Source organism: Bacillus cereus group sp. BceL220 (genome assembly GCF_051776965.1).
Classification (GTDB): Bacteria; Bacillota; Bacilli; order Bacillales; family Bacillaceae_G; genus Bacillus_A; species Bacillus_A cereus.
This window is the reverse complement of record NZ_JBPWBC010000010.1, coordinates 141466-168275: the sequence shown is the minus strand read 5'-3', so window position 1 is coordinate 168275 and position 26810 is coordinate 141466. Positions and strand designations below refer to the sequence as shown.

The following is a 26810-nucleotide window of genomic DNA, read 5'->3' as shown; positions in this document are numbered from 1 at the left end:
AGATATAGGATTATTAATTTTGTTAAGTTTTTTTGAATACTCCAAGCTAATTATAAAATAAACAAGCCACCTTTAAAGCGAAAGCTTGTATGGTGGCTTAGTTTTCTATAAATAGCTTTGTATCTAATCGTTTGATCTCCCCTTCTGCAAGAGGTTGATAAAAAGCGTGTTGTAATCCTTGAAAATGTAAAGATTCCCCTATGCATAACAATACTTTACCAGGAATTAAATCAAGTAATAGTTCATTATTAATTTGCTTTGCTTGTTTTTTAGTAGAAACATAAATAACTAAGATTGTAGGGTTATTCCCTAAGTCCTGCATAATAACATCTTTTCCTGAATCTACAAAAGTCTTCCATCTAGCAATTATTCGTTTTAATCGATCCTTTTGATCAGATAATAAGGTGGAGTATACAACAAAATTAAATTTACGTTCTTTTCCTCCATTTACTATAAAACTTAAAGAAGGGGTAAAAACCCCTTTACTAATAGATGGATGCATAATATGCCCTAAAAATGAAGGAGCATAGCGTAAATGGCAAAGTAGGTCTATATCATGCCAATAACGCAGGTGAATATATTTACCATGATTGTCAAGACGCTCTGGGGCAAAGAAGAACATATTTCCTTGCCAGTATTTTAGTAGTTTAAATCCATTGTTGGATAAGGTATATGTTTCTTCAAAGATTTCCATATCAAAAATTTCTACTTGCCATTTTTCGATAAATTGATAGTAAAGTAATCCTTGAAGTGCATTATTAATTTTCTTCCGCGAAAATTTATTCTTGAATAGATATAATAAATGATTAAACCGAACGGATGTATGAACACCAATAAAATTGAGTATAGCATATTGTTCCTCTGTTAAAAGTTGCTTAAACTTAACTAATTCGTCATAAGAGTGGAATACATAGGTTTTATCCAAATCATGTATTCGATATATTTGAAGTCCTTGTGCATCCTCACTTGATAAATGAGGAATAGAAGGGATATAAGTAGACATTTGTTTCTCTATTGTATGCATAATCATCCATTAAAATTGGTAAATTGACGAATTAGATTTTTTACTTTGGCCTTGCGGATAATTTAGGATACGTACTGTTCCTCTTCTATTTTTAGCATCAATATTAAGCAGCTCACATGTAACAATTGTTTGGTTTATTGCGTCATCCATGGTTGGATTTGCCAGATTACGACCTTTTAGTCCTTTAAACTGAATACCTGGTGCAACCTCTACGAAAATTCCAGCAATAGCATCTATCCCTACAATTTTACCTATAAATCGGTCACGTCGTTTGTTTAATTCTAATAGTTTTTCCATTGGATCTGTTTCTAGTTTCTTTTTATTTCCTCTAAACTCATATCGCCCATTCCTTTCCACTACTTTATCGATGATAAGCTCTACAACATCACCAATAATAATATCCGTCGAGCGGACGAATGAATGAGACCATTGCGAGTATCTTACTCCTACTGTTACACCATGAACTTCAACCAGAATAGTTTGTGCAGATGGAATATGTCCAGAAACTGTTCCTGTGTATACTTTATTCCCCTCTTGCTCTACTATTTCTTCATATAATTTTCTTTGCAGTGCAAGTTCTCCCGCAGTGATAGATACAACAGCAAAGTTCCCTTCCTCAGTTTTTTGGAAATGCTCAATAATAACAGGTTTTGTTCTACCTATCAGCCATTGAGGATTTTTAGGAATATTTATACCTGCCTCTGTAATTGGACAATATGCTGTCGTATGAGTACCAATTTGCATTGTGAGCACTTGTATTCGCTCAGATGTCCCGTTTTTAGTTGGGAATAATTTTTCAGATACTACGGTAATTAAGCCTTTCCCTACAGTACGTTCACGTTTCATACGAGCTAATTCATCTAATTCATGTTCACGTATTCGCTCAAATTGATTGAAAGTTGTTTCTATAAAGGTTTCCTCTAGCATGCTATCCGGTTCAAATACCATCCCTAGCTCTTTTGCAATTTGAGTATTTACTTTACCTTCTACCATTATATTTCCCTCCTAGAACGTAAAAAAAGGACACACCTGTACCGTTGGAATGGTACGTAAGGTGTGTCCTTCACGTAAGTCATGTTTTGTTTGTATAATTATTAATTTTAATATAACGTTTTTAAGTAATTTGTGCAAGTCTTATTTTTTTAAAAGGGAAAAGCTAAAATACTATATCTAGCTTTTCCTGGAAATAAAATCTTGAATTAAAAGTTATTATAGGTATTAATCAAAAAAATCATCTAATTCCTTACTCATTACATTAGATGTATTTTTCTTTTGTTGCTTGTTTTTGTTAAGTAGTATATTCGTATTGTTATACTTATTTTTTTGTTTGGCTTTTAAGCCCTTTTGGCGTTCTTTATAGCTCATATGTTTATATTCAGGCTGCTCTTCACTATTTCTAGTGTTCTCTATCATATTCTTTTCTAAGTTTTGATGAACAGTAATGCCAATAGATTCGTAAACTTTTGCAACCTCTTCATCAAGCTTATTTTCTTGAGTGGGAGTAACTGTTTTTGTAGTTGGTATTAAATTAGTTTTCATATTTGTTTTTGTTTCCTCTAATACTGTAGTTATAAGTCCCCCTGTTGGAAGCTTTTTTTGCAGTGGATCGGTCTCAACAGGAATTCCTAAATGAATTGGGTATTCTACATCCCTTTTTGGTTCCAACATAGTATTAGATACCTCTTTCTTCCGTTCTGCTAGCTCTATATTTTGTTTAGGACTTACACTTTCCATATGTGTCTCCTTTGTTATACCCGGCAGCTCGCCATTCCGTTGTAAGGCATCTTGTAATCTTGAAGCACGTGTATAATCGATTTTAAATGCGCTCTGTAGTGCATTTATAGAAGCAGTCCCTGATTCCTTAACAAAGGATACTACATCATCGTATAGGATATCTTTAAAAAAGCTTGTTTCCCCTTGCTTGACTTCTATGTTTACGTTTGGAATCCTCTTTTCTCGTGAAGTTGTATTATCTAAATCTGTATTATTTAAATTTGTATTAGATGAAGGAGTAGTATTAATTTGAGAGTCCTTTGATAATATCGATGTACTATTATTGTTTGAAATTAAAACTTTACGAGGGCCATTCCCTGTGTAAGTACTCACAACTTGATTGTGTTCTAACTTCTCAATAAAACGTGCAGCCTTCATATGATTAATCCTGAATTTTCTTTCCAAAAGTGATGGTGAGATTTGTTGTAATTCAATAACGAATGCCTTAATTTCTTCATACAACTTAATTTCAGTTTCTGCAATAACATTTCCCTGTTGACTGACAGCCTTAAAATAATCAGGAAAAGTTACATTTTCTACGGTGTTTGTTTCATATTCGGACTTGTGTTCTTTATAATTCTCCAACGGTACAATATGTTGGTTCTTATTGTTTGTTTCTATGGAATTATTTTGCCCTATTTTATCACCATACATAGGTAGAAATGATTCTATCTGTTTTATATTATTTGCATCTACATGTTTCATAGGATTTGATTTTGCGATAGATTCTTCGATGAGTCGAAGACGTTCAGTTTCCCAATATTGTCCAGACTTGATCTCTACTTGAATGATTGCTTGAGCAAATTCCTCTTTGGGTACAAAGTTACTAGTAATTTGTTGTACAGGTTGTACATGATTGTCTTGTACAATACGCGCAGCACAAATGAAGGCACCTTGTGCCATGATATCTCCTGGTGACATAACGACTTCTTTTAATTTTTGATATGTTGAACCTAAGCGACTAACGGGATTCTCTTGCATAGGAGAAATCCCTTGTTCAGATTCGGATTCTTTAAATTCCTCTGTTTCACCAAACATGTCAGAGAAAATTTTTGCATCATATGGTGTTACATCACCAAATATCATCTTGTTACGGAACGAACCTAGTAAAGTAAACATATACTGCTCTGTGAAATCCAAAGCTAATTGAGATAGTGTTTGACTTGCAATTGTCAGAATGACTTTATATTTACGAGATTGTGCAGGGAACTCTTTGAACGGGCGCACAACATAATCAGGGAATTCATCCACAATAATATGATGGTACGGTGAAATATTTGGTTCTCTTCGGAATACAGCATTTTGCATACTTAGTAATACGAATTTTCCTAGTACATTAGAAAGATCTGCAAGTTCTCCTTTGGCTGTATTTACTAGTAAAATACCACCCTGCTCTAGGTAGGGTAAGTACCCAGCGCCTTATCATATTTCTATGATAGGTTTCCATGTACTCCCCCCCGAACCGTACGTACTTGTCTCCAAGTATACGGCTCTCCATTTATCAATCCAACTTACCCGAGTGTAAATCTACGTGACATTGATGGCAGAGTGCCATAGTTTTTCTTTTTCTAGCAATCATCATTTGCTCCCACATTTTCTTACCTTTTAGGTCTTTTAACTTCCTTATGTGGTGCATTTCGATTGCTTGATTCTTTTTGCCACACACTTCACATTCTTCAGCTAATAATCGTTCAATGAGACTTGTTCTTCCAGACATTTTTAAGGTATTAGGGAGAATATCGACTTCTATGTTGGTATCTATACTTTTTTGTCTCTGAAATCCTTGGTCATAAAGATATCTTATCTTTTCACCGTTTTTAGTTTTGTATCGTATACCAAATTTCCCATTAGTTTTATATTTGTTGAGTATTTTTTTAACACTTTTTTTGTACTTGCTAGCAAACGTCTTATACATACTATATTCCATTATGTATTTGTATTTATTTATAACACTTACGTTGTTCGCCAATTTGTAGTATTCATATAGACCACGAATTTCTGCGTTGTATATACTTAAGATCTCTAAGTCGTCATTATCTTTTAGATAGGTTCTGTGCTTAGGTTTCCAAGTACCTGTATTTTTGTCAATTGTTAGTGCATCTTTTTGAAATAGGTTCTTTATCCATTTGCTTTTGGGTACGTATAGTTTAGGCGTGTAAGAAAATAGCCTTTTCGTCCTTCTATGGGTTGTTTTCGCTGTGGCTTCTTCTCTTGAAATTGTAATATCGTAACTGAGAAATTGTACTAATTTTTCACTATGGGTTATGAGAGTCTTTTCTTGTGACAACTCGAGTTCAAGGGTTTCTTTAAGAAAAATCGTGAGATTTTCTTTGACCTGAATTGCGTCTTCTTTACTACCTATAATTCCTATGAGGAAATCATCTGCGTACCTGGTATATACAATTCTTTTGTAGTTTTCGTCCATAGGTTCTTTTGAATGGATAGAGAGCTGTTCTTTGTGTAGTTTGTTCCACTGTAGTTTAACTTCTCTTTTTTCTTCCTCTGGCATTTGTCCCCATTGTTCCTTATGTTTCTTTCGTAATCGGTATTTCTTTTCCGATAGGTACCCATAATCACGATTTGTTTTTCTTGTTGACCCTTTATCAAATTGTTGTTTGTAAATCTTCATAAATTTGTCTAATTCGTTTAGATAAATGTTTGATAGTATGGGACTGATTATGCCTCCTTGTGGAGTGCCAGAGAATGTGTTGTTATATGTCCATTCTTCGAGATAACCTGCTCTGAGAAACTTCCAGATTAACCTTATAAACTTTTCATCATTAATCCTTCTTTTAAGGATGTTTATAAGTGTATGATGATTTATGTTATCGAAGAAACCTTTTATGTCTCCCTCTATAAACCATCGTACACCTCTATATGTCTTTTGAATTTGAGTTAACGCAGTATGACAGCTCTTTTTAGGTCTAAACCCATGTGAATCATCTGAGAACGTAGATTCATGAGTACTCTCAAGGATGCTTCGTATTATTTCTTGTATAATTTTATCATCCATAGAAGGGATGCCTAGTGGTCTTTTACCACCATTAGCTTTCTCCCTATAAACTCGTCTAGCTGGATAAGGGTTGTAAGTCTCGTGTTTAATTTTGTCTATAAGAGTGTTAATTCTTTCAATACTCATTCCATCGATATTCTTTCCATCCGTACCTTTGGTCATATTACCTTCTTTGGCATATATCTTAGAATATGCCATGTAATAAAATTCTGGGTTATACAGGTTTCTGTATAGCCTCTTGAACTTGTAGTCTGTATTACTAGCCATGGTACGTAGGCTGTTTAATACCTCATTTGGATTTCTCATAGAGCCTCGCGCTCCTTCCTAATTTGTATTAAACTGATAAACTGTTTCCCTTCGCCTTGTAATAGGCTTTCCCTATCTCTGACTACTACGGAAACTCCGTTACCTTATTGGATATTCATAAGCCACATACCTTGTTTTGCACTTGGTATCATCCTTAATAGCCAGTTTGTGTTGGCGTTCCAACTTAGGTAATCCCCATTTAGTGCATTTAGAGATAAGCTTGATATAGTGTCGGATGCGACTTTCGTCCTTTTCCACCTACAGTGGATAGTTAGTAATGGATCTCTGGGGCATGAGTCTAAGGTTACAGAGCTCGACCTTCTTTACCATTTAACATCCACCTGATTAAATGGTCATTACTACACAACGTTACTAGTTACCTTTCGTCATGGGGTTCGATATCCCCCTTTGGACTATCGTTTAAGCAGTTTAGCTTTCATCCTTGTCTATACATTTCATCTGGCCATTCAGTCGTAATTGGGTAACTAATTAACTTATGGCTTTACCAACATGCTACACTCCCCGTTCAGTTTCCTTCATGGATAAGTTGGTTGATGATAGGCTTTTGTGAGACCTGAGCCTACAACTTTGCTAGAGTTGGATCTCTAAATGCCCGTATGGGCGCACGTGAACATCAAAATCAAAATCTGATTTTCCAAATAAAACACGTCGTATTAAAACATTTGAGGCTAAATCTTTTAAGATGTTACGCAAACCTTTTACATATTCTTCTTCCCGGTCATAATGCATTGGTTTTCCACGATATTTTCCTGATTTATAAACGGACGGTTCCCCTTGGAAACCCGTTTTTTCACGAATAGTATTATCGAACCATTCATCGATACCTTTTATAATCTTATATTCGTTTTTTTGGTCACGTGAAGCAACACCACTTTGAACAAAATCATATAATTTTTCTACCTGTACTTTTAATAGTTTGTGCATACGGTGTACACGTTCTACATCGTCGTACATATCTATTAAGTCATCAAAGGTCACATCTTTTTGTGGGTTATGTAGTTTTAATAAATAAATATGTTGCTTAAGGTGGTTCCGTTGTGCTTGTTCAAAGAATGCATTATTAGATTCCGACAAACCCTGGATAACCATTGCAAAAACCTCGGCTACTTTATCAACTGGTCCACGTAAAATATTAATATTTTTGGTATCAGGGTTTGTGGGATCAATATAATAAATTGAACTTTCAGGAATCTTGTGTGCTTGTACTAACTTAAATACCTTTTGGCATAAATCATTACTCGGTTCAATAACAGTTATCCCATTTAAAAATGTTCCTTTTACTTCTTCTGTATCATAATTATTCTTTTTATACGTATTTTCAAACTTATTTATAAAACGTACCATCCAGTGTAAATCTTGATTAATCATTGGAATAATTAAACTAGATGTCTTACCAGAACCAATAGGACCAATAATAATTCCATTTAGGGTTCTATCTTTCCCCTTGATTCGAATCATTTCTTTGTGCTTAATATGAGGACCTATCTCAACATCAGGATATATTTGTTCCTCTTGGCTATTAAACCACTTTTGCAACTTATGATTTTTATATTCGTATTTTTGTACCCACTTTAAGATTTCTTCTCTGTAACGGATAATATGGCCACTATACCAAAGAGTAAACAAAATCATAAATACGGTCGGTAAGAATACAAATATCATGGTAAGTGTATGGAAATTTCCTGTTAATACATCCCCTATTGCTTGATATTCACCAAAATTAACATGTTTTGCTTTATTCATAAGATAAGGAATAACTTTCGCATGGATAGGAGCAGTTGCAAACCATAAAAACTGAATATCTACTGCAAAATGAGAAGCAATTAAAATTAATAACTTGCCATTTTGAAATTGTAAAGCTGGGATACGGCTGTAGAACCTAAAACTAAATTCTCCTAGTAGCAAAGAGAAGAACATTAAAAATAGTGGTACATATGTAATTTCTATAGGATAAGACGGTGGTTCAAATGCATAGTAGAGTAACTGTATGTAGTTTGCTACACCAAATCCAAATGAAAGGATAAATCCGCTAATTAAGGCGATTGTAGAGTATAATGGTAATCTTTGCTTAGATGTTTCCATAAAGGTTCACCTACCTTTTAAAGACATAGTTGAGCTTTATGGTGTAATGTAAAACGATTATGAAGTTCTGACTTGAATTGTTCCTTTGATTTTTTTAGAAAGAATTTCGCTGTATCTTCAGTTTGTTTTAAATATAAGTCAATACTATCTCCTTCACACAATTGGTTATATTCTTCTTGAGAAAGTACGGCAATATTTATCTCTAGTTTGTTATTCGTTGCAGTTTCAATTATTACATCGTACCAATAATAATTAGGCTTTCCTGGGATTTTAATATCTTGTAGGGAAACGCAAAATTTAGCTCCCCCTTCTGTAATATGTTTAAGGACTAGTTCTGGAGTTTTAAGTGCCTCTCTTGCTGAGAGCACTCCCCCAGTAGTTGTTGCAAATTGTAAGTTCATTGTCATTTTCCACTTCCACCTTTCTCCATACAAAAAAGGCAAGCGACACCCACTGTAAAAACAGCGTGTGTCGCTTGCCTTAATTTCATATGTTCTGATTTGATTGTAGTTTTGAGTGTTTAGTTCAAACGTTATTCTAGCATCTTAAATAATAAAAATCAATAAAATTATATAAAGGTATATAAAAAACAAACGATTAATATAATTCTACAAGTTTACGTCTTTTCGGATTAACGTTATTTGCAGTATGTACCATGATCTGTTCATCGGTTGCTATATTTGTATTTTGAATGGATAGAAGTAGTACATTAGCATAAGTATTCATCAGTAGAATATCCCTAGGATTTTCACGTTTAGGATAGATAACTACAAGCGGAACGCCTTCATCTCCATCCCTTCTTGAAAACACGACATCATCTAATCTTGCAATCATTCGGTAATCATTTTCATTTCCAAAAATAAAAAAGAAATCTTGAATAGAATCTTTATCTCTCCTGTATGTTCGTCGAAGGCCACCATCTATTGATTCTTTAAACGTTTGAATTTTTTCGACAAATGTGTAACGCCAAGTGACATCTCCTACTGTACGTTGAGATAAAGGAAAAAGAATATCTTGTTCCAAGTTTTGATTATCGTCTGTTCCTAGAAGGATATCTGAAATAACATCTCCAGCATCTTTCAATGAGCAAATGTGTACATTTAGATTTGGTATATTCATTAATAGTTCATGATACTTCCGCATAGAAAATAATAGATTTTTCATACGTATGTATGGCGGTTCTGCATCTTCTGCAAGGAACATTGATTTGTCGTACATAACAAAGACAACCGTTACATCCTCATTTGTTTTTTTTGCATATTCTATGTACTTCTCTACTTTTTCAACTAAGGTAGAATTGGTTTCTTTACACATATCCATCTCAATATGGATATTTTTATCTTGATATGAAATATGTTCATCAGGAATCAAGGCTAATTGGTTGTCCTCAATTTTTACATTTTTTTTCTGGTAAAAAGAACGAATATCCAATTCATATAATACTTCATTGGTTTGTGTCTTCTTTGTAGTCACTAAAAGAGTACGGATCATGACCTCACGTGAACACATTGTGTGAAAAGAAGTTGCTTTAGAGTAACGTCTTTTTGAACTTTTTTCAGAAATTCTTCCTATTTCCATTAAGAATTCAATTGTCTTTTCTTTTAAGGAAAATAAAGCACGTTTCGTAATACTGTCAGCCTTTTTATCTATTCTTTTAGTTAGCATAGCTCCATATTGTGAGTAACGGTCAAGCTTTGTAAATATGCTAGCTTCAGAACATTCTTTTCCCTCAAATGCACTATATAACTGAGTGATTTGTCTTGTTGTAAGTGCTCTTTTGTAATATAAAACTGTAAAGACAAATATGTCAGCTTCTTTTAAGTGAAAATGTTTTTTGGTACCTGATCTTCTATATTTATACACTTTTCCGGACAATGCATACACCTCTTATATTGAATTAAACTTAAATTAAATACTTATTATTTTTAATATACTATTACATTGATGTGGTAGTTGTAAAACAAGAAAAAATGAATAAGAGATTCTAATCTTTAGAGATACCTCATTTTGTACATCGAAGTTGAGATGATAATTACTCTTATAAATCTCTTATAAATTATTGATTTATAAGGCTCTATTAAATCCTTTGTTTTGTTAGGACGAGCTACTACTAGACACCTAACAATAGTTATAATGAGATTCCATTTATAAAATAATGTTATGACGTCCTAACATTTAATAGATAGTAAAAATACCATTTTAATTGATTAAAATTATTCAAGAATTATAAAAAGGCTTATTGATAATAAAGAGTAATTTTCTCTATCTTTAATTCGAAATTCAACTTTTTATTTGTGATGAAGCGCCCTTTCTAAATTATGGTATTGGCTCAATTTAAAAAACAACTTTTTCCTTTAGTTGTTTTTTATTGTATAGAATCTTGAACTACCCCCACTTTCACTTCGTTTAGAAGTAAGGGATTCCTAAGTAAAGAGTTCTATCGAACTCTAATTGATTAGGCTAACTCCGCAGTCCTTGCGGTTAGAAGCCTTATCGCTTCATTCTTTAGATTGATACTTGCGTTAATATCCCTATCATGGTTTGTACGACAAGAAGGACAGTCCCATTCACGTAGGTTGAGATTTTTAACGTCTTTATTTTGATATCCACAACAAGAACATAATTGGCTGGAAGCAAATGTTTTCGATACGACAATGACTTGTTTGCCATACCATTTTGCTTTGTATTCTAACATTGATCGAAATTGCAACCAAGATACCTCACTAATTGCTTTTGCTAACGTATGATTCTTTAACATATTCGATACTTGCAAATCCTCTATACCGATAACATCGTGGTTTTTGATGATTTCAGTTGAAAGTTTGTCCAAGTAATCTTTTCTAGTATTTGATATGTATTCATGAATTCTAGCTACCTTTACTCGTTGTTTATTCCAGCGAGAAGATCCTTTCGTTCTTCTAGAAAGCACACGCTGTGCTTTCGCCAACTTATCTTCTAATGATCGGAAAAACTTCGGATTTTCATAGTGTGTTCCATCTGACAAAATAGCGAAATCTTTTAGTCCTACATCTATTCCAATGTAAGAATGTGTTTTCGGAAGTTCTTGTACTTCTGTTTCAACTAATAGTGACACAAAATATCTACCAGAAGAGTTCCGTCTAACTGTAGCATTTACAATACGCCCCTCTACTTCGCGACTTTTAGCAAATCGAACAAGGCCTAGTTTCGGCAACTTTATTTTATTCCCTACAACGGCAATGTTTTCATTTGTTTGTTTTGTGGTATAAGATTGTACGTTGTTCTTCTTAGATTTAAAGCGCGGTGCGCTGTTTTGTTTTTTGAAAAAGCGTGTATACGCATCCGCAAGGTTGCGAACAGACTACTGAATCGCAATACTATCCACTTCTTTTAGCCAAACAAACTCTTTCTTCATAGCAGGAAGTTTGGCAGAGCATGTACCATATGTTAAACCTTTCCCAGTTTCTTTGTATGCGTGATCCCATAGGGATAGAAAATGATTGAATACAAAGCGAGAACAACCTATTGTTTTGTTGATTAGAATTGCTTGTGCTTGATTTGGATAGATACGAAACTTATAGGCTTTATTAATCATTATTTGGTTCACCTCCATTTCGGTATATGACTATTATACACCAAACGTACATTCGGTAAGCGGTAGAGTAATACTTTCTATATGTCGAACAATTAAGATGGCTTCCTGCCATCCCTTGTTCGAAGCCAATTTATCTCCCACCTACTCACTGGACTGTGACCCTTCACGCTCCTTGAGGAAGGAGTCTTCTTGGCTAAAATGATAAATTCACTTAGATAAATATTATTAATTGTTTCTACCAAATCAAAAATAAGTTAGAGATATATCTACAGGTACTTAACATATAGGTTTTAGTCACTTGAACTACTTCCCCTTTTGCTTCGTTGAAAAGGAGTAATCCTAACTGAAATGGTAAAATTAACCGATTGTTAATTTTATGTAAGGTTATAATTGCTATCATCATTCTTACTACATTACAAAAGTTTTTATTGTAATGTAAGTATCACTTTGATGTTAATAAGATGAGATCTTACTTTTAATAATCTAGTTTGAAGAAATGTTTCTTTTTCATAGTAGTGATGTGATTGTTAGCCCACTACTTTTAGAATGTCACAGTTGATTTATCTTAGTATTCTCTTTTTAATATGTTGAATATTGAGGGTATTGATGCTGTTTATATGAAATTAACAACCTCTTCTACTGGTTTTCAAGGAATGAATGAAATTGACAAGGAATTGAATTCAAATGAGGAACAGAGGGTAATTTTTCTTATAACATATATAATAATGTGAACTAACAAGTACTAAGTGAAGAACAGTGCATTAACATAACATTAACAATGAGCGGTCTTATAAGTAATAAATCCTGTTAAAACAGCTAGTTAATAAAGCAAACCTTAGTGTGAATTGCTATAAAAACGTCTTGAAATCTCCCTAGTAATATAAATACACACGACCAATATAGGATGTTAGAAAATTACGGAAAGTGAAGTTGGATTATGTAAGCTGTATAAATACGTTTTATATAAAAGTTGTATATAAGAGTCTTATATAAAACTTTTATGTTAATTGGATAAGAACATTTTTGTTTTTATATTGATATAAAAGCATTTTTTTATACATTGTATATATAAAACTTATATATAAGATGTATAAATTTTTCTTGGATTTTCATATTGAAAAAATAGGCGGTTTTTAATCATTTTTTTGAAATTTTAATCTAGATTTTTTAATGATCTTTGTTGAAATGTAAATCACATGAAATTTAAGATTGATATAACATGTATACGCATTATATATACGTCGTACATCTAAACCCTTATAATATATAGGTTAATTCCAATTTTATTTTTATAAGTCTTATATATAAGACCTTTATATAAGTTTTATTTATAATGACTTGATATACGACGTGTAATGATGTACTATATTTCTAGGAATAATTAACCAATGTTTTAAGGGGGGGACAACTTGAACGAAGTTTTAAGTGAAAAATATCAAACAATCAAGTTTGCAGATGAAGTAGTAAACATGTTTGCTGATATACTTGAACAAGATGAGATACTCTATAGTGTATTTCTATACATAGGAAACATAGTAAATAAACAATTTCAAGAGACGAAGTACATGAGGGGCATATCTATTAATGAAATAGTGGAAAATGTAGTTATTGATAGGAGAGTAAAGAAAAAAAAGGGAAAATCCTATTCATTAGAGGTTGAACGTACGAATATATCTAGACGTTCAGCTGAAATAAGTGTGAGTACGCTATCATCAATGTCTTTAATCTATGAAAAAACCATGCACCCATATAAATTTTTGATCTCAACTTATAGAGGGCAACAAGTACTGATTGAGTTAGGAAAAAGAAAAAAGATAAATAAGGAGAGATAAAATAATGGCAAAAAACTTCTTAAAGAATGAAGTGGCAGTTAAAATGACGATGATCGGTTTTGGTCAAGCTGGTACTAGAATGGTAGATAAATTTGCGGAATATACACATACAGATGGCACAGCAGTATATAATTGCTTAGCACTAAATAGTAATGATGGAGATCTAGCTGAATTAAAAAATGTACCAAAAAGTAATCAAGTTTCACTAAAATTAGGTGGTTTAGGTAAGAACCCTGAGCGTGCAGTAAAAGTCCTTGATTCAAATGAGGAAGCAAAAGAAAAGCTAAAAGAATTTATTACTGAACGTGTAAGACCTACGGATGAACTTGTTTTATTTTTTGCAGGTTTAGGTGGAGGAACTGGAACTTCTACAATCATTAAGGCCATTGAAGAATTTTCGGCTTTTCATAACAAGCCAGTAATCAGACAAGAATTACAAAAGGTTGCGCAGCTATATCCAATGGCTGAAATTAAGGCGAATCAGGCAAAGTTTGCAAGAATAGCCTTTGAAAATGCTATTGAGCGCAAAGACTTTATTAAAATGGGGATTGTTGTAACTCTTCCCGTCCGAGCGGATGGGCCTGATGTATTACGACAAGTAAATAAATTTTCACAGGAAATTTGGAAATTAGCAAATGATAAATCAAAAGGTGTAGCATTTGTAGTATTTGCTGATAACCAGCATTTTTACGATGAATTTAAGGAATTAAATGAAAATGAGAAAAAAGGTGTCGCTAACTCACGAGATTATGCAAATCAACGTATTAGTGAAATTATTCATGAGTTAAATACCGCTGCTAATGGATCTGGTACATCTGTAATACTGGATTCTCAAGACTTTAAACGTATTTTACTTGAGAAAACGGGCTGTTTAGTAATTAATAAGGTTTCACGTAATATGAATCAAATAGAAAATAGTCATGCAATTATAGAAATGTTTCAAGAATCGTTAAGAGGAAGCTCTTTCCATCCCCCAATTGATTTGATGAAGAAGAACGATGATGGTTCAGTTGAAGCATCAAAAGTACATCATTTTGGTATGCTTGCAATCCTAGATGAGCAAAAGAATATTAATGATTCCTTTATGGATGACGCTAAGGTAGAAGTTTCAAATAATTTACCTATAAATGGAACAGTCTTTAATGGATATTTGGTGAGTAAGAATGATTTCTTAGGAAGTGTATATACGTTCTATAAAACTGATGCATTACCATCGAGATTATCTAAAGGTTTAGTTGAAGAATTTAATGAGTTTAAAGAAAGACAAAGTCAAATTCAGTATAAAAAGTCTCAAATTAGTACGATTGAAAGTATAGATGAGGATGAGGATTTAGGTTTTGCATTTGGAGATTTTATCGATATGGGTAGTGACGAAGAAAATAATAATGCTGGAGCAAATGAAGATGAAGATCTAGCAGATTTTTTAGATCCAGATAAAATGTTTGGTACTACAAAATAATAAAAAAGTCTGGACTAAGTTCCAGACTTTTTTATTATTCTACTGAATTCATAAGAGATTTTATATGCTCAATAATATTATCTTGTATGTACTGCTCTATGAAGAGTTGTTTTTTACTCAAATCTTCCTCTTTTTTAAACCAGCCTGCTTTTCTAGTACGCTCTTCCTCAGGTTTATTATTCCATAAGCTCTCTGCTTGTTTTCTTAATTCTTGGCGTGCTCTATGCTCAATAATAAAATTATCAAGCCTATCTTGGCGTTGGCGTAATTTTAACGTTTCTATATCTTCTGGTTGTGGTAACTGCTTTAATATACTCTGTACCTTCTCTTCATAATGAGATTCAATATGTTTTATTTTTTCTTCTAACTGTTTAGTTACCATTTTTTCAATAATTTCTGCAGTAGCTTGAAGGTTTAATTCAGTGGATACCTCATTTGTTTGATGTTCTGGTGACACTGGTCTTAAATCAAACTGGTGTGGTAAAAGGTCAATAATTGCATCTAAAGACCATTTCTCATCCCTTTTCTGCTTTATAAATAGAGCAATTTCAAGGTCTAAAGCATTATAGAGTTTTTCATTTGTATTTTGAGTTCTTAAAGTTTCATGAAGTCCCTTTTCTTCTAGGATATTGAACCAATTATAAACTGTATTATGATGACGTCCTACTAGTTTTGAGAATTCTGTTATCCGCCATGCTTTTTCGAAAACATTATCATCTAATATATCATCATCGTTAATTTGATGGTCTTGTTTTTCATTTTTTTGCTCAATCATTGTAACTACCTCCTCAAAAATCAACTCATAAACAACCAATTATAATTAACATGTGAGCTGAAATTAACATGTTAGCTAGTATTTCGATAATATTGGTGAAAATCCCTACCAATCCAGTGAATTATATGAAATATGAAATTAACATGTAAACATACACTTGTTAACAAAACATTAACGTTCAGTATAAAATTCATTTGAATTAGTAACTTTATTACCAATTATATATTTCAAATTGGTAATGTTTTGTTAATGGGAATATATTTATTATGTTAGTAGCACTACTGATAGTTTCTATGAGATTAACAAATTAGGCTACTTAATATTAATGATAAGGAAATAAAGCTATTTTGTAAATAAGTTATAAGGATATAATCCAGGTATATAACGGAAAATACACATAGTAACGTCCAAAATGTAATTATCACGTATAAAAACTAGTAAAAAGTAAATAATGTTAATGTAGATTTAGTATTGTTCAATAAACAAAACGGTATTTAAGGATATAGGAGCACAATCATAATACTTCGAAGAGGTTCGTTCCTACCCCCTATTTACTTGCTACGGATCTACTTATGTATATTAATTTAGTATAGAATGTACAATTTAAGCTGTATATTGCATGTCATGATAGAAATTTATGTAGTCAGTATCAACAAAACGATCTGTACCAGTATTTAAGAACAAACTGAGCCCGTGAATTAACATTGATATAAAATGCGACATTGACATGAAATCAACACTAAAACAACCTTCTAACAACACACAAGTGCATATTGTTAATGTTTTGTTAACTATAATAGACATATTAACCCTATGTTTACATGTTGATCTAAAAAGATTACCTTTTAACATGAAATGTGAATCGTAAACGAAGAATTTTATGGGGAATTTTGAGGAAGTTTTTAAGATACTAAAGTTTGATTTAGAATAATCCTGATGATGTGTTTTTGTAGATATCCGATCTCTAGTACACGCTTGCATATATTAATAAAATCATAAATAAGATGATGAGATTGACATGTTAACCGAAATTAGATAAGTATACTTCGAATATCCATAAAGATAACATTGACATGAAATAAGAAATCGCTATGAGATTAATATAACATTAACAAAAGATATTCAAACTAAGGACGGACCACCCTAATTGTTAATGTCATGTTGATCAGAGATAGAAACTACTATTTAGACTTAGAGATACTAGTTATTCTAATGGTTGTTTATGACTTAAACCTCTTAAAAAGTTAATAAAAGTAATTGGTAATAAAATATAGCATGCGCTAGTTTGCTAGTTGTTACATTCTATTAACTTAAATGTAGATCTACCAAATAGTTTTGTGTTGATTTATATCTGGGTATCATCAGAGTAATATAACATCTACACATTTTCGTTTGATTTCATATCAATATCAATCGATATGTCAATCTCAATCATAGGTATTAGTAACAGTTAATTGTTTATATAACATTAACAAAAGTTACTCAAACTAAGGACGGATCATCCTAATTGTTAATGTCATGTCGATCAGAGATAGAAACTACTATTTAGACTTAGAGATACTAGTTATTCTAATGGTTGTTTATGACTTAAACCTCTTAAAAAGTTAATAAAAGTAATTGGTAATAAAATATAGCATGCGCTGGTTTGCTAGTTGTTACATTCTATTAACTTAAATGTAGATCTACCAAATAGTTTTGCGTTGAGTTATATCTGGATATCATCAGAGTGATATAACATCTTAAATATTGATATGAAATTAACATATACGCATTTTTGTTTCATTTCATATCAATCTCGATTGATGTGTCAATCTCAATCATAGGCATTAGTGTTAGTTAATTGTTTATATGACATTAACACGCCTGGGTTGTGTACTTCAAATTGTGTTGAAAATTAAATGGAGATAGATCTTCTTATAAACCTTCTTGACCAATGAGGTTTATAAGAAGAATGGTGTAGCATATTTGAAATCTAGTTATAAATAGCAGTTGTAATGTTCAGGTATAAGACTTATTTAGTTGGGCATACTATAAGTATGAGTTCTTTTTTATGATAAAAAGTGCAGCTAATATCTTTATAATCTATAAATATAGATTGTAGTTTTTATAGTATTTGAGTGGAAGAAATGGTTTTGAAACTTAGCTATAATAGAAATGATTTTGTACATCATTCAAATTTAAGTATGCGCAAACTAAAAGTCATTTTAATTCTTACGAGGAAAACATGGTATGGATGTATATTCATCATTTGCATGCTTTTTTGTCTAATAATTAAATTAGGAACTCAAAAGTTATTTTATAATCTTTGTTTGCGAAATATGTAATTAATAAGTTGGCTTAGGTATGAACTGGATGGGTTAGTTTAACTTATATTCATCTCTCAATATGTAATTTCATGTCAATGTCAGTTGATATGTTAATGTCAACTGAACGTGTTTGTACTACCTTGCTGTTTACATAACATTAATATGTTTTAGTTGTTTGCTGTTAGTTATGCTATGAGTACTATAAAGATTGTTTTGTATCTAAAGTTCTCTAAGTAAGGAATATATTAAATGAATGGTTTTTTACTTTTGAAATTTAGTTTTAAATATAAATCGAAATTTTGGTATGAAAACCCTGTACTTAGATATACTAATAGTATTACCTGAATTAGGTGATTAAATGACATATGCAAAAAAAGAAAAAGGTTAATCAATTAGAAGCATTATTTTTGTGAGTTTAATTAATAGTTGCGAAGTAGTATTGACATTTAGATATTATAGAGATAATCTTATACATAAGTTTTATTGTTTAAAATTAATATACGAATCGAGAGATATTTAATTCTTGCTAAACGGACACACCGAGGGCATATACCTGCCATTGGTGTGTCTTTTTTATTTAATAACTAGAAAATGATAAGGAGAGTATTAAAGAATGAATGAAATTATTAATGAAAGTAAAAGAAGATTTGATAAATATTGTAAAGATAATCAAGTTTTTGAGGAGAGAATTAATTCTCTTATTAACTACTATTTTTTACTGCTTGCTGATCGTGTAAACATTTTACAAGATAGAGAATTTAATAACGAGGTCGAAGAGAAGCAATTTAAAAGCAGTCTCAAAAGATTTGAAACATTATTCCCAGCTGCTGCTAAGAATGCATTTCTAAAAGGATATCAGCTTGGTTTAGAGTTTTTCAAACATCCAGAGACAGTGATTCCGGATTCGCTATTTACAAATCCTAATTTTGTACAAGATATTCCTTTTGCAATTGTAAATGCAGCGGAATTTAGCATTTATGAATTAGTTCGAACGGATGAAACACAAGAATTTAGTGTATTTGCTGTTCGAACGTATGAAAGCATTAAACCCATAATGGAGCAAGTGTTTTGTGAAATTGCATTGTTTGGTGCGGAAATTGCACTTGAGCATGAACGTGAGGAAAGAGGACTGAAAGTAGTAGAAGGAAAAAAAACTACATTTACAAATGTTCCAGTAGATCGTTTATTTACAATTACTCCATCTGTAGCTGCTAATGTTGTGCATGCAGACGGTCGTTGTGAAATCTGGAGTCTAAACTGGAATACGAAATTAACTTTAGATAACCCTTTTATTGAATTAGCACAAGTAACCATTGTTTACAAAGACAAGACAGAAATACAAAAAAATCTTCGAGATGGATTTATATATGAACAAAGTTTATTTAGTGCGGTACCGTTAGAAGAAATCGAGGATCGTTTAGAGGTTAGAGTCAAATACAACCTTATTGATAATATGCCATGTAATTTGGAGGGATTTGAAATAGAATCACTTCTCACCGAACTATTAACAAAAATACAAAACGCAACAAAAGTGCCTTTTGAAAACATGCTATTACTTTAAAGCGATTTTCTATCAAAGAGGAGTTTTTTATAATGAAAAAGATTGTATTAGCTATTAGCGATACTGTGTATACGGCATATTTACGTGAGGATTTTGTTGGTGCAGGATTTGAAGTAGCTGATAGTGATGTCATGCACATAAAGTATTTAGATGAAATTCTAGATACGGAGCAACCTGATATTTTATGTATTAATGACAAACGATTAAATATTGATGCGGGACACGAAGATAAGCGAGAATTAATTATTTTACAGAAGTTAAGAGACATTCGCTTTCAGCGGGATATTCGCATTGTAGTATTTACAGAGCGTGAAAATGACGATGAATTTTTAGCGAAACTGATTTATCTAGGTATCTATGACATTTTTAACTCTCGTAAAATTGATATTGATAATAAAGTCATACCGCAGCTGCTACAGGAATCGGATATTAAAAATGTAGTGGAAATTGTAGGAGCAAGTCAGGCACCGCAACATACGAAATTGCCCGAAGGTCCTGTTGATGAGGAAGAAGAGGAAGTATTAAGTGAATTAGAGGAAGGTAGCAACAGTAAACTTCCCTCTAAATCTAAATTATTTAAAAACAAACCAAAGAGTAAGTCTATCCAGCAGGAAACGCCAAAAGCACCAATTATAAAAAAACAGTATAAATTGGCTTTTGAGCCGGTATATGAGAAACAAATTGGTATTGCCATTCCAAGAAGAACAATAGTTGTAGCCAGTATGAACAGAAGAAGTGGTGCTACTTTTGTTTCGCATCTTTTAGCTGCTTATTTAAATGAACTACAGATTGATGTCAATTATATAGAGAATTTATATGATGATGGTTATACGTATCCGTTATTAAAGGGATATACAGAAGCACCAGAAAACTATCGTAGTGAATTTATGTTGCAGCGATATAAAGAGATGCTACAGAAGGAACCTAATATATTATCAATTCCAAAATGGAAGCAAGGAAGAATAAATTATATCGTAAAGAATCCTATAGTGGACCAAGAGCTGAAAAACGAAACAGAGCAGGACTTTGACCATTTTATTAAGGTTTTATTGGCTAACCAAGAAGCACCTATATCTATTATTGATGCAGGGAGCGATTGGGATAAAGATTTATACCATGAGATATGTGAAATGGCAGATTATATCTTCTTTGTAGTGGAACCAGATCTGCATCAATTGCTAAAGATAGCGCATCCTCTTACAACAAAAGAGAGAAAGCTCGTTTCTTACTTAGATTTAGAGAAAACGAGAATCATTGGGAATAAGTTTTCTCCTGCACTTTTAAAGCATGAAGTAGTAGAAGAATGTTTTGGAGATAAGGTATTAACTGCTTTACCACCATATGAGATAGAAGATGTATTTGAATCTCAATTAAATAGTAGTACGTTACTATCTAGTCGGAACTATTATAAAGAGTTAGAAGCAATAATGAAGGAAATAGCAGGGTTATTACTACCAAACCAATTGTTGAACCAAAAGAAAAGTTCCATTTTAAGTGGATTTCGATTTCGGAAGTCTGAAAATTAAGGAGGGGTGAAGAAAGATGCAAAAATTTATTATAGGTGTCGCCTCATTATTATTATTTGTTGGTTGTTTATTCTTAATGACAGATATGATTATTGGAGATACAACACACACAGATAATAAGTCTGCATTAGAACGTGCTGGAAGTACAGCAATGGATAAAGCCGTAAAAGTAGGTGTTTTGCGAGCACAAGAAGAAATTGCTATTGACACAGAAATTGCAAAGAAAGAATTTGAAAAGTCTTATAAACAAAATGCAACATTTAAGGACCCTGCATCAAAACGAGAGTTTTCTGCACATGCCGTACAAGAGCAACCTGCAATGATTGCCGTTGAAGGAGATGCCGAAGCTGCTAGTTATACTAAACAATTTGATGAAAAGAAAGGCAGCATTAAGAGTAACGCAAAACACATATTTATTTATGAAGCAGATTCTGACAACAAGAAAGCTGGAGGAAACGTGAAATAAATAAGAAAAAGTAGGTGTGTAAGAAATGCAAAATACAGTAACAACAGCGCTTTTTCTAACGCTTTCTTTACTATTGATAACTCTTATACCAGAGGGTGTACTGTATGGAATGCAGTTAATAAAGGCACATGATTTTGCTTCTAGTACAGTAGAGTTAGCAGAACAAACAGGTGGTTTTCAGTACACGTATGAAGGGAAAAACGTAAATCTAATTCCTGATATAGAGAAGAAAATGAAAGAGCAGAAGATGGATGGCTGGAAATATGAATATACAAAAGGGCGCGTTAATCATAATCAGCCATTGAATTTTAAGATAAAAGCTGAACATCACTTCCTTATTTTTAAAATGATAGGGATAGATAGTATGAAAGCACCGATATGGGCTAACAAAGAAGGAATGGGACAAATCTATTTCCGTTAAAAATATCAATATGTATAAAAAGAGGTAAGAAACTATACTGAAAAGTGTAGTTTTTTTACTAAAAAAATATTTATAAATAAAATATATAGAATTTTTTTGCAAATCAATTCCCTAATGATTATATTTTCTATATAAAACAGTAGTTATAAAAAAAACATAAATTAATTAATTTATATGTTAAATTATCTGGATTTTATGTTTAAATTCGGTACAATAAAAGAATCTATGAAAAAACTAATATACTTGGAGGAACAAACAATGGCTAACAAATTTTTAAAAACAGCAACAGCATTAACAATTATGGGTACATCATTACTAGGAGCAGGAGCATTTACTGCTAAGGCTGATAACACAGACTCATTAAAATTCAATGATGTTCCAGCAAATCACTGGTCTACCAAAGCAATTTATGATTTAACAAATCGTAAAGTAGTGCAAGGGTACGGAAATAATATCTTTGGTTTTGGTGACAATGTAACTCGTGGGCAAGTTGCTCGTATGATTTATATGTACGTAAAACCAGCAGATGCAGATGCTAGCTTCAAAAATCCTTTTACTGATATTAAAGGACATTTGTTTGAAAAAGAAATCTTAGCACTTGCTAAAGCAGGATTTGTGAATGGATTTGGTGATGGAAAATATGGTCCAGATGATATTTTAACTCGTGAACAAATGGCACAAGTACTTACAAATGCTTTTAAATTTAAGGCAACGAAAACATCAAAATTTGCAGATGTTGATAAAAATTCTTGGTCTTATGGTGCAATTAGTGCATTGGAGGAAAATGGGGTTACAATTGGTACAGGAGGTAATATGTATTCTCCAAAAATGTTTGTAACACGTGAAGCGTATAGTCAGTTTTTATATAACTCTATTAATGCAGTTGAAAAAGGAACAAAACCAGAAGTAAAACCAGACCCAAAACCAGACCCAAAACCTGAAACAAAACCAGAAGTGAAGCCAGATCCAAAGCCTGAAACAAAACCAGAGGAAAAACCAGAAGTGAAGCCAGATCCAAAGCCTGAAACAAAACCAGAGGAAAAACCAGAAGTGAAGCCAGATCCAAAACCTGAAACAAAGCCAGAGGAAAAACCAGAAGTGAAGCCAGATCCAAAACCTGAAACAAAACCAGAGGAAAAACCAGAAGTGAAGCCAGACCTAAAACCTGAAACAAAACCAGAAGAAAAACCAGATACAAATTTACCATCAAATATAGATAAAGATTTAGTTACAGAGGAAGTTACGTATAATCCAAACGCTATGAAAAACCCGATTGCTCAAAAATCCATTTCTACAGAAGCGCAAAATCTTATCAAGAGTGTGAATGTTAAATATGGCACTAACCTTAAGTATGCAGATTTAAATGGAACTATTAGAATAATTGATAAAAACATGTATTTACCAGAAGGTACAATTGGGGCACAAGTCTACGTTAATGCAACTAATGAGAATGATTTTAAAATTATTTTCTTAGATAATAACGAAGCAACTATTGAATTAGCTAAAAAGTGGACTACAATGTTAAATTCTGATTTAGTTCTAGATAAAGAAATTCAAGAAACTGTAGATGCTCAAGAAATTAATAACTATGAAAAAGGAAAATATAAGATCCGTGTAGGGCATTCTACAGCTGACCACATGATGTACATTCAAGTACGTGTATAATATTATTGCAATTCAATGTTTCATTTGATACATTGAAATATGTAATATAACAATTAATGAATAAATTTGATTTATTTACGTAAAGGACACACCTTACGTACCTCCCAAGGTACAGGTGTGTCCTTTTTTATGTTTAAAGGAGGGATTTTATGAAACTGAAAAAAAATATATTATTAACCTGTACTTCTTTAATTTTGTTATTACCGTCAGTAGCAAGTGCGGGAAATAGTGATGTACCATTTTATGATGGAAATGAAACTACGATTTTAGCATCAGACGAATTACAATTGAAGGGAAAACTACTTAGGCCTGGAAGTAGTTATAAGCCAAAAGAGTTCGCATATAAAGCTGATATACATTTTCCTGCTGTTTATAATGGTTCTTTTAATTGGGGGAATCCAAGGGAAAACCTTATCCAAAATGAAGAACAGTCAGAGCCTTATGTGCGTATATCAAATGACGGCTACATTAATCCTTCAGTTGTAGTGGGAGATAGAATGGTAACTGAAGTGGAGAGAATTACAAATAGCATAATTACAGAGAAATATTGGGGTAACTCTCAGTTTGTTTTAAAATATTTAATTCCACATAAGATTACAAATCAAGATTCCTTTGAATCTTATGGACATTTCTATTGGATTAGGGACATTGCCTATCTTTCTGGCGGATATGCAGGGGCTGGTGGTGTAAATGATGTGAATAGGTATAGCTTGTGGTATGTACGCACAAGTAAACCTCAAATAAAGGATTTTAAAGCTACGAGTGGGAAAAAAGATATACCCGTAAAATTTACATTTAACGGTTTTGAATATGTAAGTAAAAATAAAGGATACAATGACCGAGATCCTAATGGAACAACAATAAACCCTTATCAAAAAGCTGCTGGGGAAAGAAACCGAGTTAAATGGATGTTAGATATTACAAAAGATGGTGAAACTGTATATCATCAAGAAAATTACCTGCGTTCAACTCCGCAAAAAGATAATCAAAAACCAAATGAAGGTGATGCAGGGCAATTTAAGTCAGAAGAATTAAAGTGGCAGCCACAAATGTGTGGCCGATATACTGCGAAAATTAAAGTCCTTGATGCTGTTCAGAGGGAATCAAACGAGAAAACTGTTGATTTCACTATAGATGGTAACTGTGGTACTGAAGTAACACCTAACCCAGATCCAGGCGATGAAGATGACTTTAAATATAAAATTGACTTTTCTAGTGACAGAATCGAAGGAGAAACAGCAAGAGAAGGAAAGAATATAAAAACAAGAATAGATGTATCACGTGATAATTTTAAATCAGAACGTGACCAATATAGAGAAAAGGTAAATAACAATATTAATAAGTCCCAGCAAGAAGTAAATAGTTCTGAATCTGATAGAGATAGTGCGCAGTCTAGTCTTAGTTATTGCCGTCGTAATCCAATTCATGAGGTAGATGCAGAAGGGAACCATCACTATTACGATAGAGACTGCTCTTGGGAAGAAAATAAACTAGATAGTGCAGCAAGTAGACTAGATAATGCAAGACAGAAACTAGAAAAGGAGAAGAATAAAATTAAAAAGTTAGATGTATTAGAAGAAAAATACAAGAATCCGGATACAGTAGTTGTGTTAAAACATAACGGACAACAAGTGGTATCACAAAAGGTAAGATTAACAGAGGGAGAAAAGAAAACCTTGAACCTTGGCTGGCAACATAGGGGGAAAGGAACAATTCAGGCAGAAATTAACCCTACTGGTGATCGTCTAGATATAGAAGAAACCACATACAAAAATAATCCTATTAAAACAGCTATCTATGCACCATCTCATGAAAAAGGGATGTGCGGAGTAACGAGTGTAAAAGGTGTGGTAGAAACAGTAAGTGAACGTGTTTCAAAAGAGGACACAGTGGGAGAAATGTTCTATGAAACATTAAGTGGAAGTATTGATAATTTAGCACCATCTAAGCTCCATGCTGGGTATGGTTTTTCTTATGAATTAAACGGAAAATACAAAAATGATTGGAATGCCAATTATCCAGGTGTATTTACAAAAGCAACGGCGCAATACCCATTTGCAGATGAAGGACTAAAAACAACAAATGATTTAGAGAGTGTTTCTAATAATGGCTTAACATCAAAGTTTCTACCTGAAAATATGTATTTGTCTGAAGTAACAGGACATGTCTTCGATAGTAAAAGACCAACTAAGTCTTTATATTGGGATGGGAAAGAAAAAATTATTGATGGCCAGCGTAAATGGTATGCGCCATTAAAAACGAAAGATGGAAAATATTCGTTCAATGTTGAAACAAACCCAGCGGGCGTGAATGAAATGAGTTTGTGCCTGACAAATGAAGTGGAAATTAAAGGTGTTGCGTACGATGATTTTAAAAAGAGAAGGGTGCTTGCTGATCTTCCATTTCCTGTACAAACACCAGGTTGGAACTGGGTTGGAAAGGAACATATTATTACTGATTTGTCAAACTGGTATTATATGAAGAATAGAAATTAGTTAAATAGTATTGTATAATAAGTTGAATCAATAAAGGTATATAATCCTTCTTAAACTAGTAGCTGAATGGATAAACCAAAGGCACATCCCTTAATGGGATGTGCCTTTTTTCGTAGAAAGGGGAAGTTTGAATGGATAAAAAGAAAAAACAACGTATGAAATGTGTAATTTTTATTGGAATTATCGCAATGATTGTATCGTTATATATTGGAAGTGAATTTCAAGATCGGAATGGGAAAGGTTATGCTCCTGCAAAGTATTTTGAAACAGGAACAAAATTGATTTCGTTTTAATAATAATTGTGTCTCTTTCATCAACTATCGTGAAAAGTATTTCTATGCTAGCACTTCTTTTTTCCATAAAATGAAAAAGAAAGGATAGCAACCGACCACCCTGAAATATTCAGTTACGTTAGATTAATTATACCATATTTATGAGGTGTTTAATGGCTTAAAAACCTTGATATAACAACGATTTGAGGCGGTTTTTATTTTTGTGATTTGGTTTTTAA

16 protein-coding genes and 2 pseudogenes are annotated in these 26810 nt (G+C 32.5%); 9 read left to right on the top strand and 9 right to left on the bottom strand.

Annotated features, from left to right (window positions below; all coding sequences use genetic code 11):
* Positions 1 to 97 precede the first annotated feature (97 nt).
* From ACS2FK_RS22750 to tnpB, 8 genes and pseudogenes are all read right to left on the bottom strand, one after another.
* Complete coding sequence (locus tag ACS2FK_RS22750) at positions 98 to 1024, bottom strand: hypothetical protein (RefSeq protein WP_176328742.1); 927 nt, start codon at positions 1022 to 1024, stop codon at positions 98 to 100.
* Between the two features lie 9 nt (positions 1025 to 1033).
* Positions 1034 to 2017: a hypothetical protein gene (locus tag ACS2FK_RS22745; RefSeq protein ID WP_063549635.1), complete on the bottom strand. Its 984-nt coding sequence runs from the start codon at positions 2015 to 2017 to the stop codon at positions 1034 to 1036.
* A gap of 225 nt (positions 2018 to 2242) precedes the next feature.
* Positions 2243 to 4198 (bottom strand): annotated as a pseudogene (locus ACS2FK_RS22740) (DNA translocase FtsK); the annotation flags it as partial.
* 100 nt (positions 4199 to 4298) lie between these two features.
* Entirely contained in the window at positions 4299 to 6116 is a 1818-nt protein-coding gene (locus ACS2FK_RS22735) for a reverse transcriptase/maturase family protein (protein WP_063549633.1), read from the bottom strand.
* A gap of 591 nt (positions 6117 to 6707) precedes the next feature.
* Positions 6708 to 8219: a conjugal transfer protein TraG gene (locus ACS2FK_RS22730; RefSeq protein WP_080469993.1), complete on the bottom strand. Its 1512-nt coding sequence runs from the start codon at positions 8217 to 8219 to the stop codon at positions 6708 to 6710.
* Between the two features lie 17 nt (positions 8220 to 8236).
* On the bottom strand, positions 8237 to 8626 hold the full coding sequence (locus ACS2FK_RS22725; protein ID WP_078994304.1) for a hypothetical protein: 390 nt from the start codon (positions 8624 to 8626) through the stop codon (positions 8237 to 8239).
* Positions 8627 to 8816: 190 nt separating this feature from the next.
* Complete coding sequence (locus tag ACS2FK_RS22720) at positions 8817 to 10094, bottom strand: replication-relaxation family protein (RefSeq protein ID WP_063549631.1); 1278 nt, start codon at positions 10092 to 10094, stop codon at positions 8817 to 8819.
* Positions 10095 to 10674: 580 nt separating this feature from the next.
* Positions 10675 to 11793, bottom strand: a pseudogene (tnpB, locus tag ACS2FK_RS22715) (IS200/IS605 family element RNA-guided endonuclease TnpB).
* 1409 nt (positions 11794 to 13202) lie between these two features.
* On the opposite strand from tnpB, the gene ACS2FK_RS22710 reads away from it, so the two are divergent.
* Both ACS2FK_RS22710 and ACS2FK_RS22705 read left to right on the top strand, forming a co-directional pair.
* Positions 13203 to 13625 carry a hypothetical protein gene (locus ACS2FK_RS22710; protein WP_001006726.1) on the top strand — a complete coding sequence of 141 codons (423 nt, stop codon included), beginning with the start codon at positions 13203 to 13205 and terminating at the stop codon, positions 13623 to 13625.
* 4 nt (positions 13626 to 13629) lie between these two features.
* Positions 13630 to 15084: a cell division protein FtsZ gene (locus ACS2FK_RS22705; RefSeq protein ID WP_001097011.1), complete on the top strand. Its 1455-nt coding sequence runs from the start codon at positions 13630 to 13632 to the stop codon at positions 15082 to 15084.
* Positions 15085 to 15118: 34 nt separating this feature from the next.
* On the opposite strand, the gene ACS2FK_RS22700 is transcribed toward ACS2FK_RS22705, so the two are convergent.
* Positions 15119 to 15859: a hypothetical protein gene (locus ACS2FK_RS22700; RefSeq protein WP_063549629.1), complete on the bottom strand. Its 741-nt coding sequence runs from the start codon at positions 15857 to 15859 to the stop codon at positions 15119 to 15121.
* 2919 nt (positions 15860 to 18778) lie between these two features.
* Between ACS2FK_RS22700 and ACS2FK_RS22695 the strand changes: the two genes are divergently transcribed.
* The 7 genes from ACS2FK_RS22695 to ACS2FK_RS22665 all read left to right on the top strand — a co-directional run bounded on the left by ACS2FK_RS22695 (position 18779) and on the right by ACS2FK_RS22665 (position 26592).
* Positions 18779 to 19726 carry a hypothetical protein gene (locus tag ACS2FK_RS22695; RefSeq protein WP_063549627.1) on the top strand — a complete coding sequence of 316 codons (948 nt, stop codon included), beginning with the start codon at positions 18779 to 18781 and terminating at the stop codon, positions 19724 to 19726.
* Positions 19727 to 19758: 32 nt separating this feature from the next.
* A complete protein-coding gene (locus ACS2FK_RS22690) occupies positions 19759 to 21252 on the top strand; it encodes a hypothetical protein (protein ID WP_080470000.1) in 1494 nt (497 codons plus the stop codon).
* A gap of 16 nt (positions 21253 to 21268) precedes the next feature.
* Positions 21269 to 21718, top strand: coding sequence for a hypothetical protein (locus ACS2FK_RS22685; RefSeq protein ID WP_001168875.1), 450 nt, complete (start codon positions 21269 to 21271; stop codon positions 21716 to 21718).
* Between the two features lie 25 nt (positions 21719 to 21743).
* Positions 21744 to 22139 (top strand): DUF4320 family protein, encoded by a 396-nt coding sequence (locus ACS2FK_RS22680; protein ID WP_063549623.1) that lies wholly within the window; start codon positions 21744 to 21746, stop codon positions 22137 to 22139.
* Between the two features lie 258 nt (positions 22140 to 22397).
* Positions 22398 to 23804: an S-layer homology domain-containing protein gene (locus tag ACS2FK_RS22675; protein WP_063549621.1), complete on the top strand. Its 1407-nt coding sequence runs from the start codon at positions 22398 to 22400 to the stop codon at positions 23802 to 23804.
* A 149-nt stretch (positions 23805 to 23953) separates the two neighbouring features.
* The gene (locus ACS2FK_RS22670; protein ID WP_063549619.1) at positions 23954 to 26299 is read left to right on the top strand and encodes a hypothetical protein; all 2346 of its coding nucleotides are present in this window, start codon (positions 23954 to 23956) and stop codon (positions 26297 to 26299) included.
* Between the two features lie 131 nt (positions 26300 to 26430).
* A complete protein-coding gene (locus ACS2FK_RS22665) occupies positions 26431 to 26592 on the top strand; it encodes a hypothetical protein (protein ID WP_000358414.1) in 162 nt (53 codons plus the stop codon).
* Positions 26593 to 26810 lie beyond the last annotated feature (218 nt).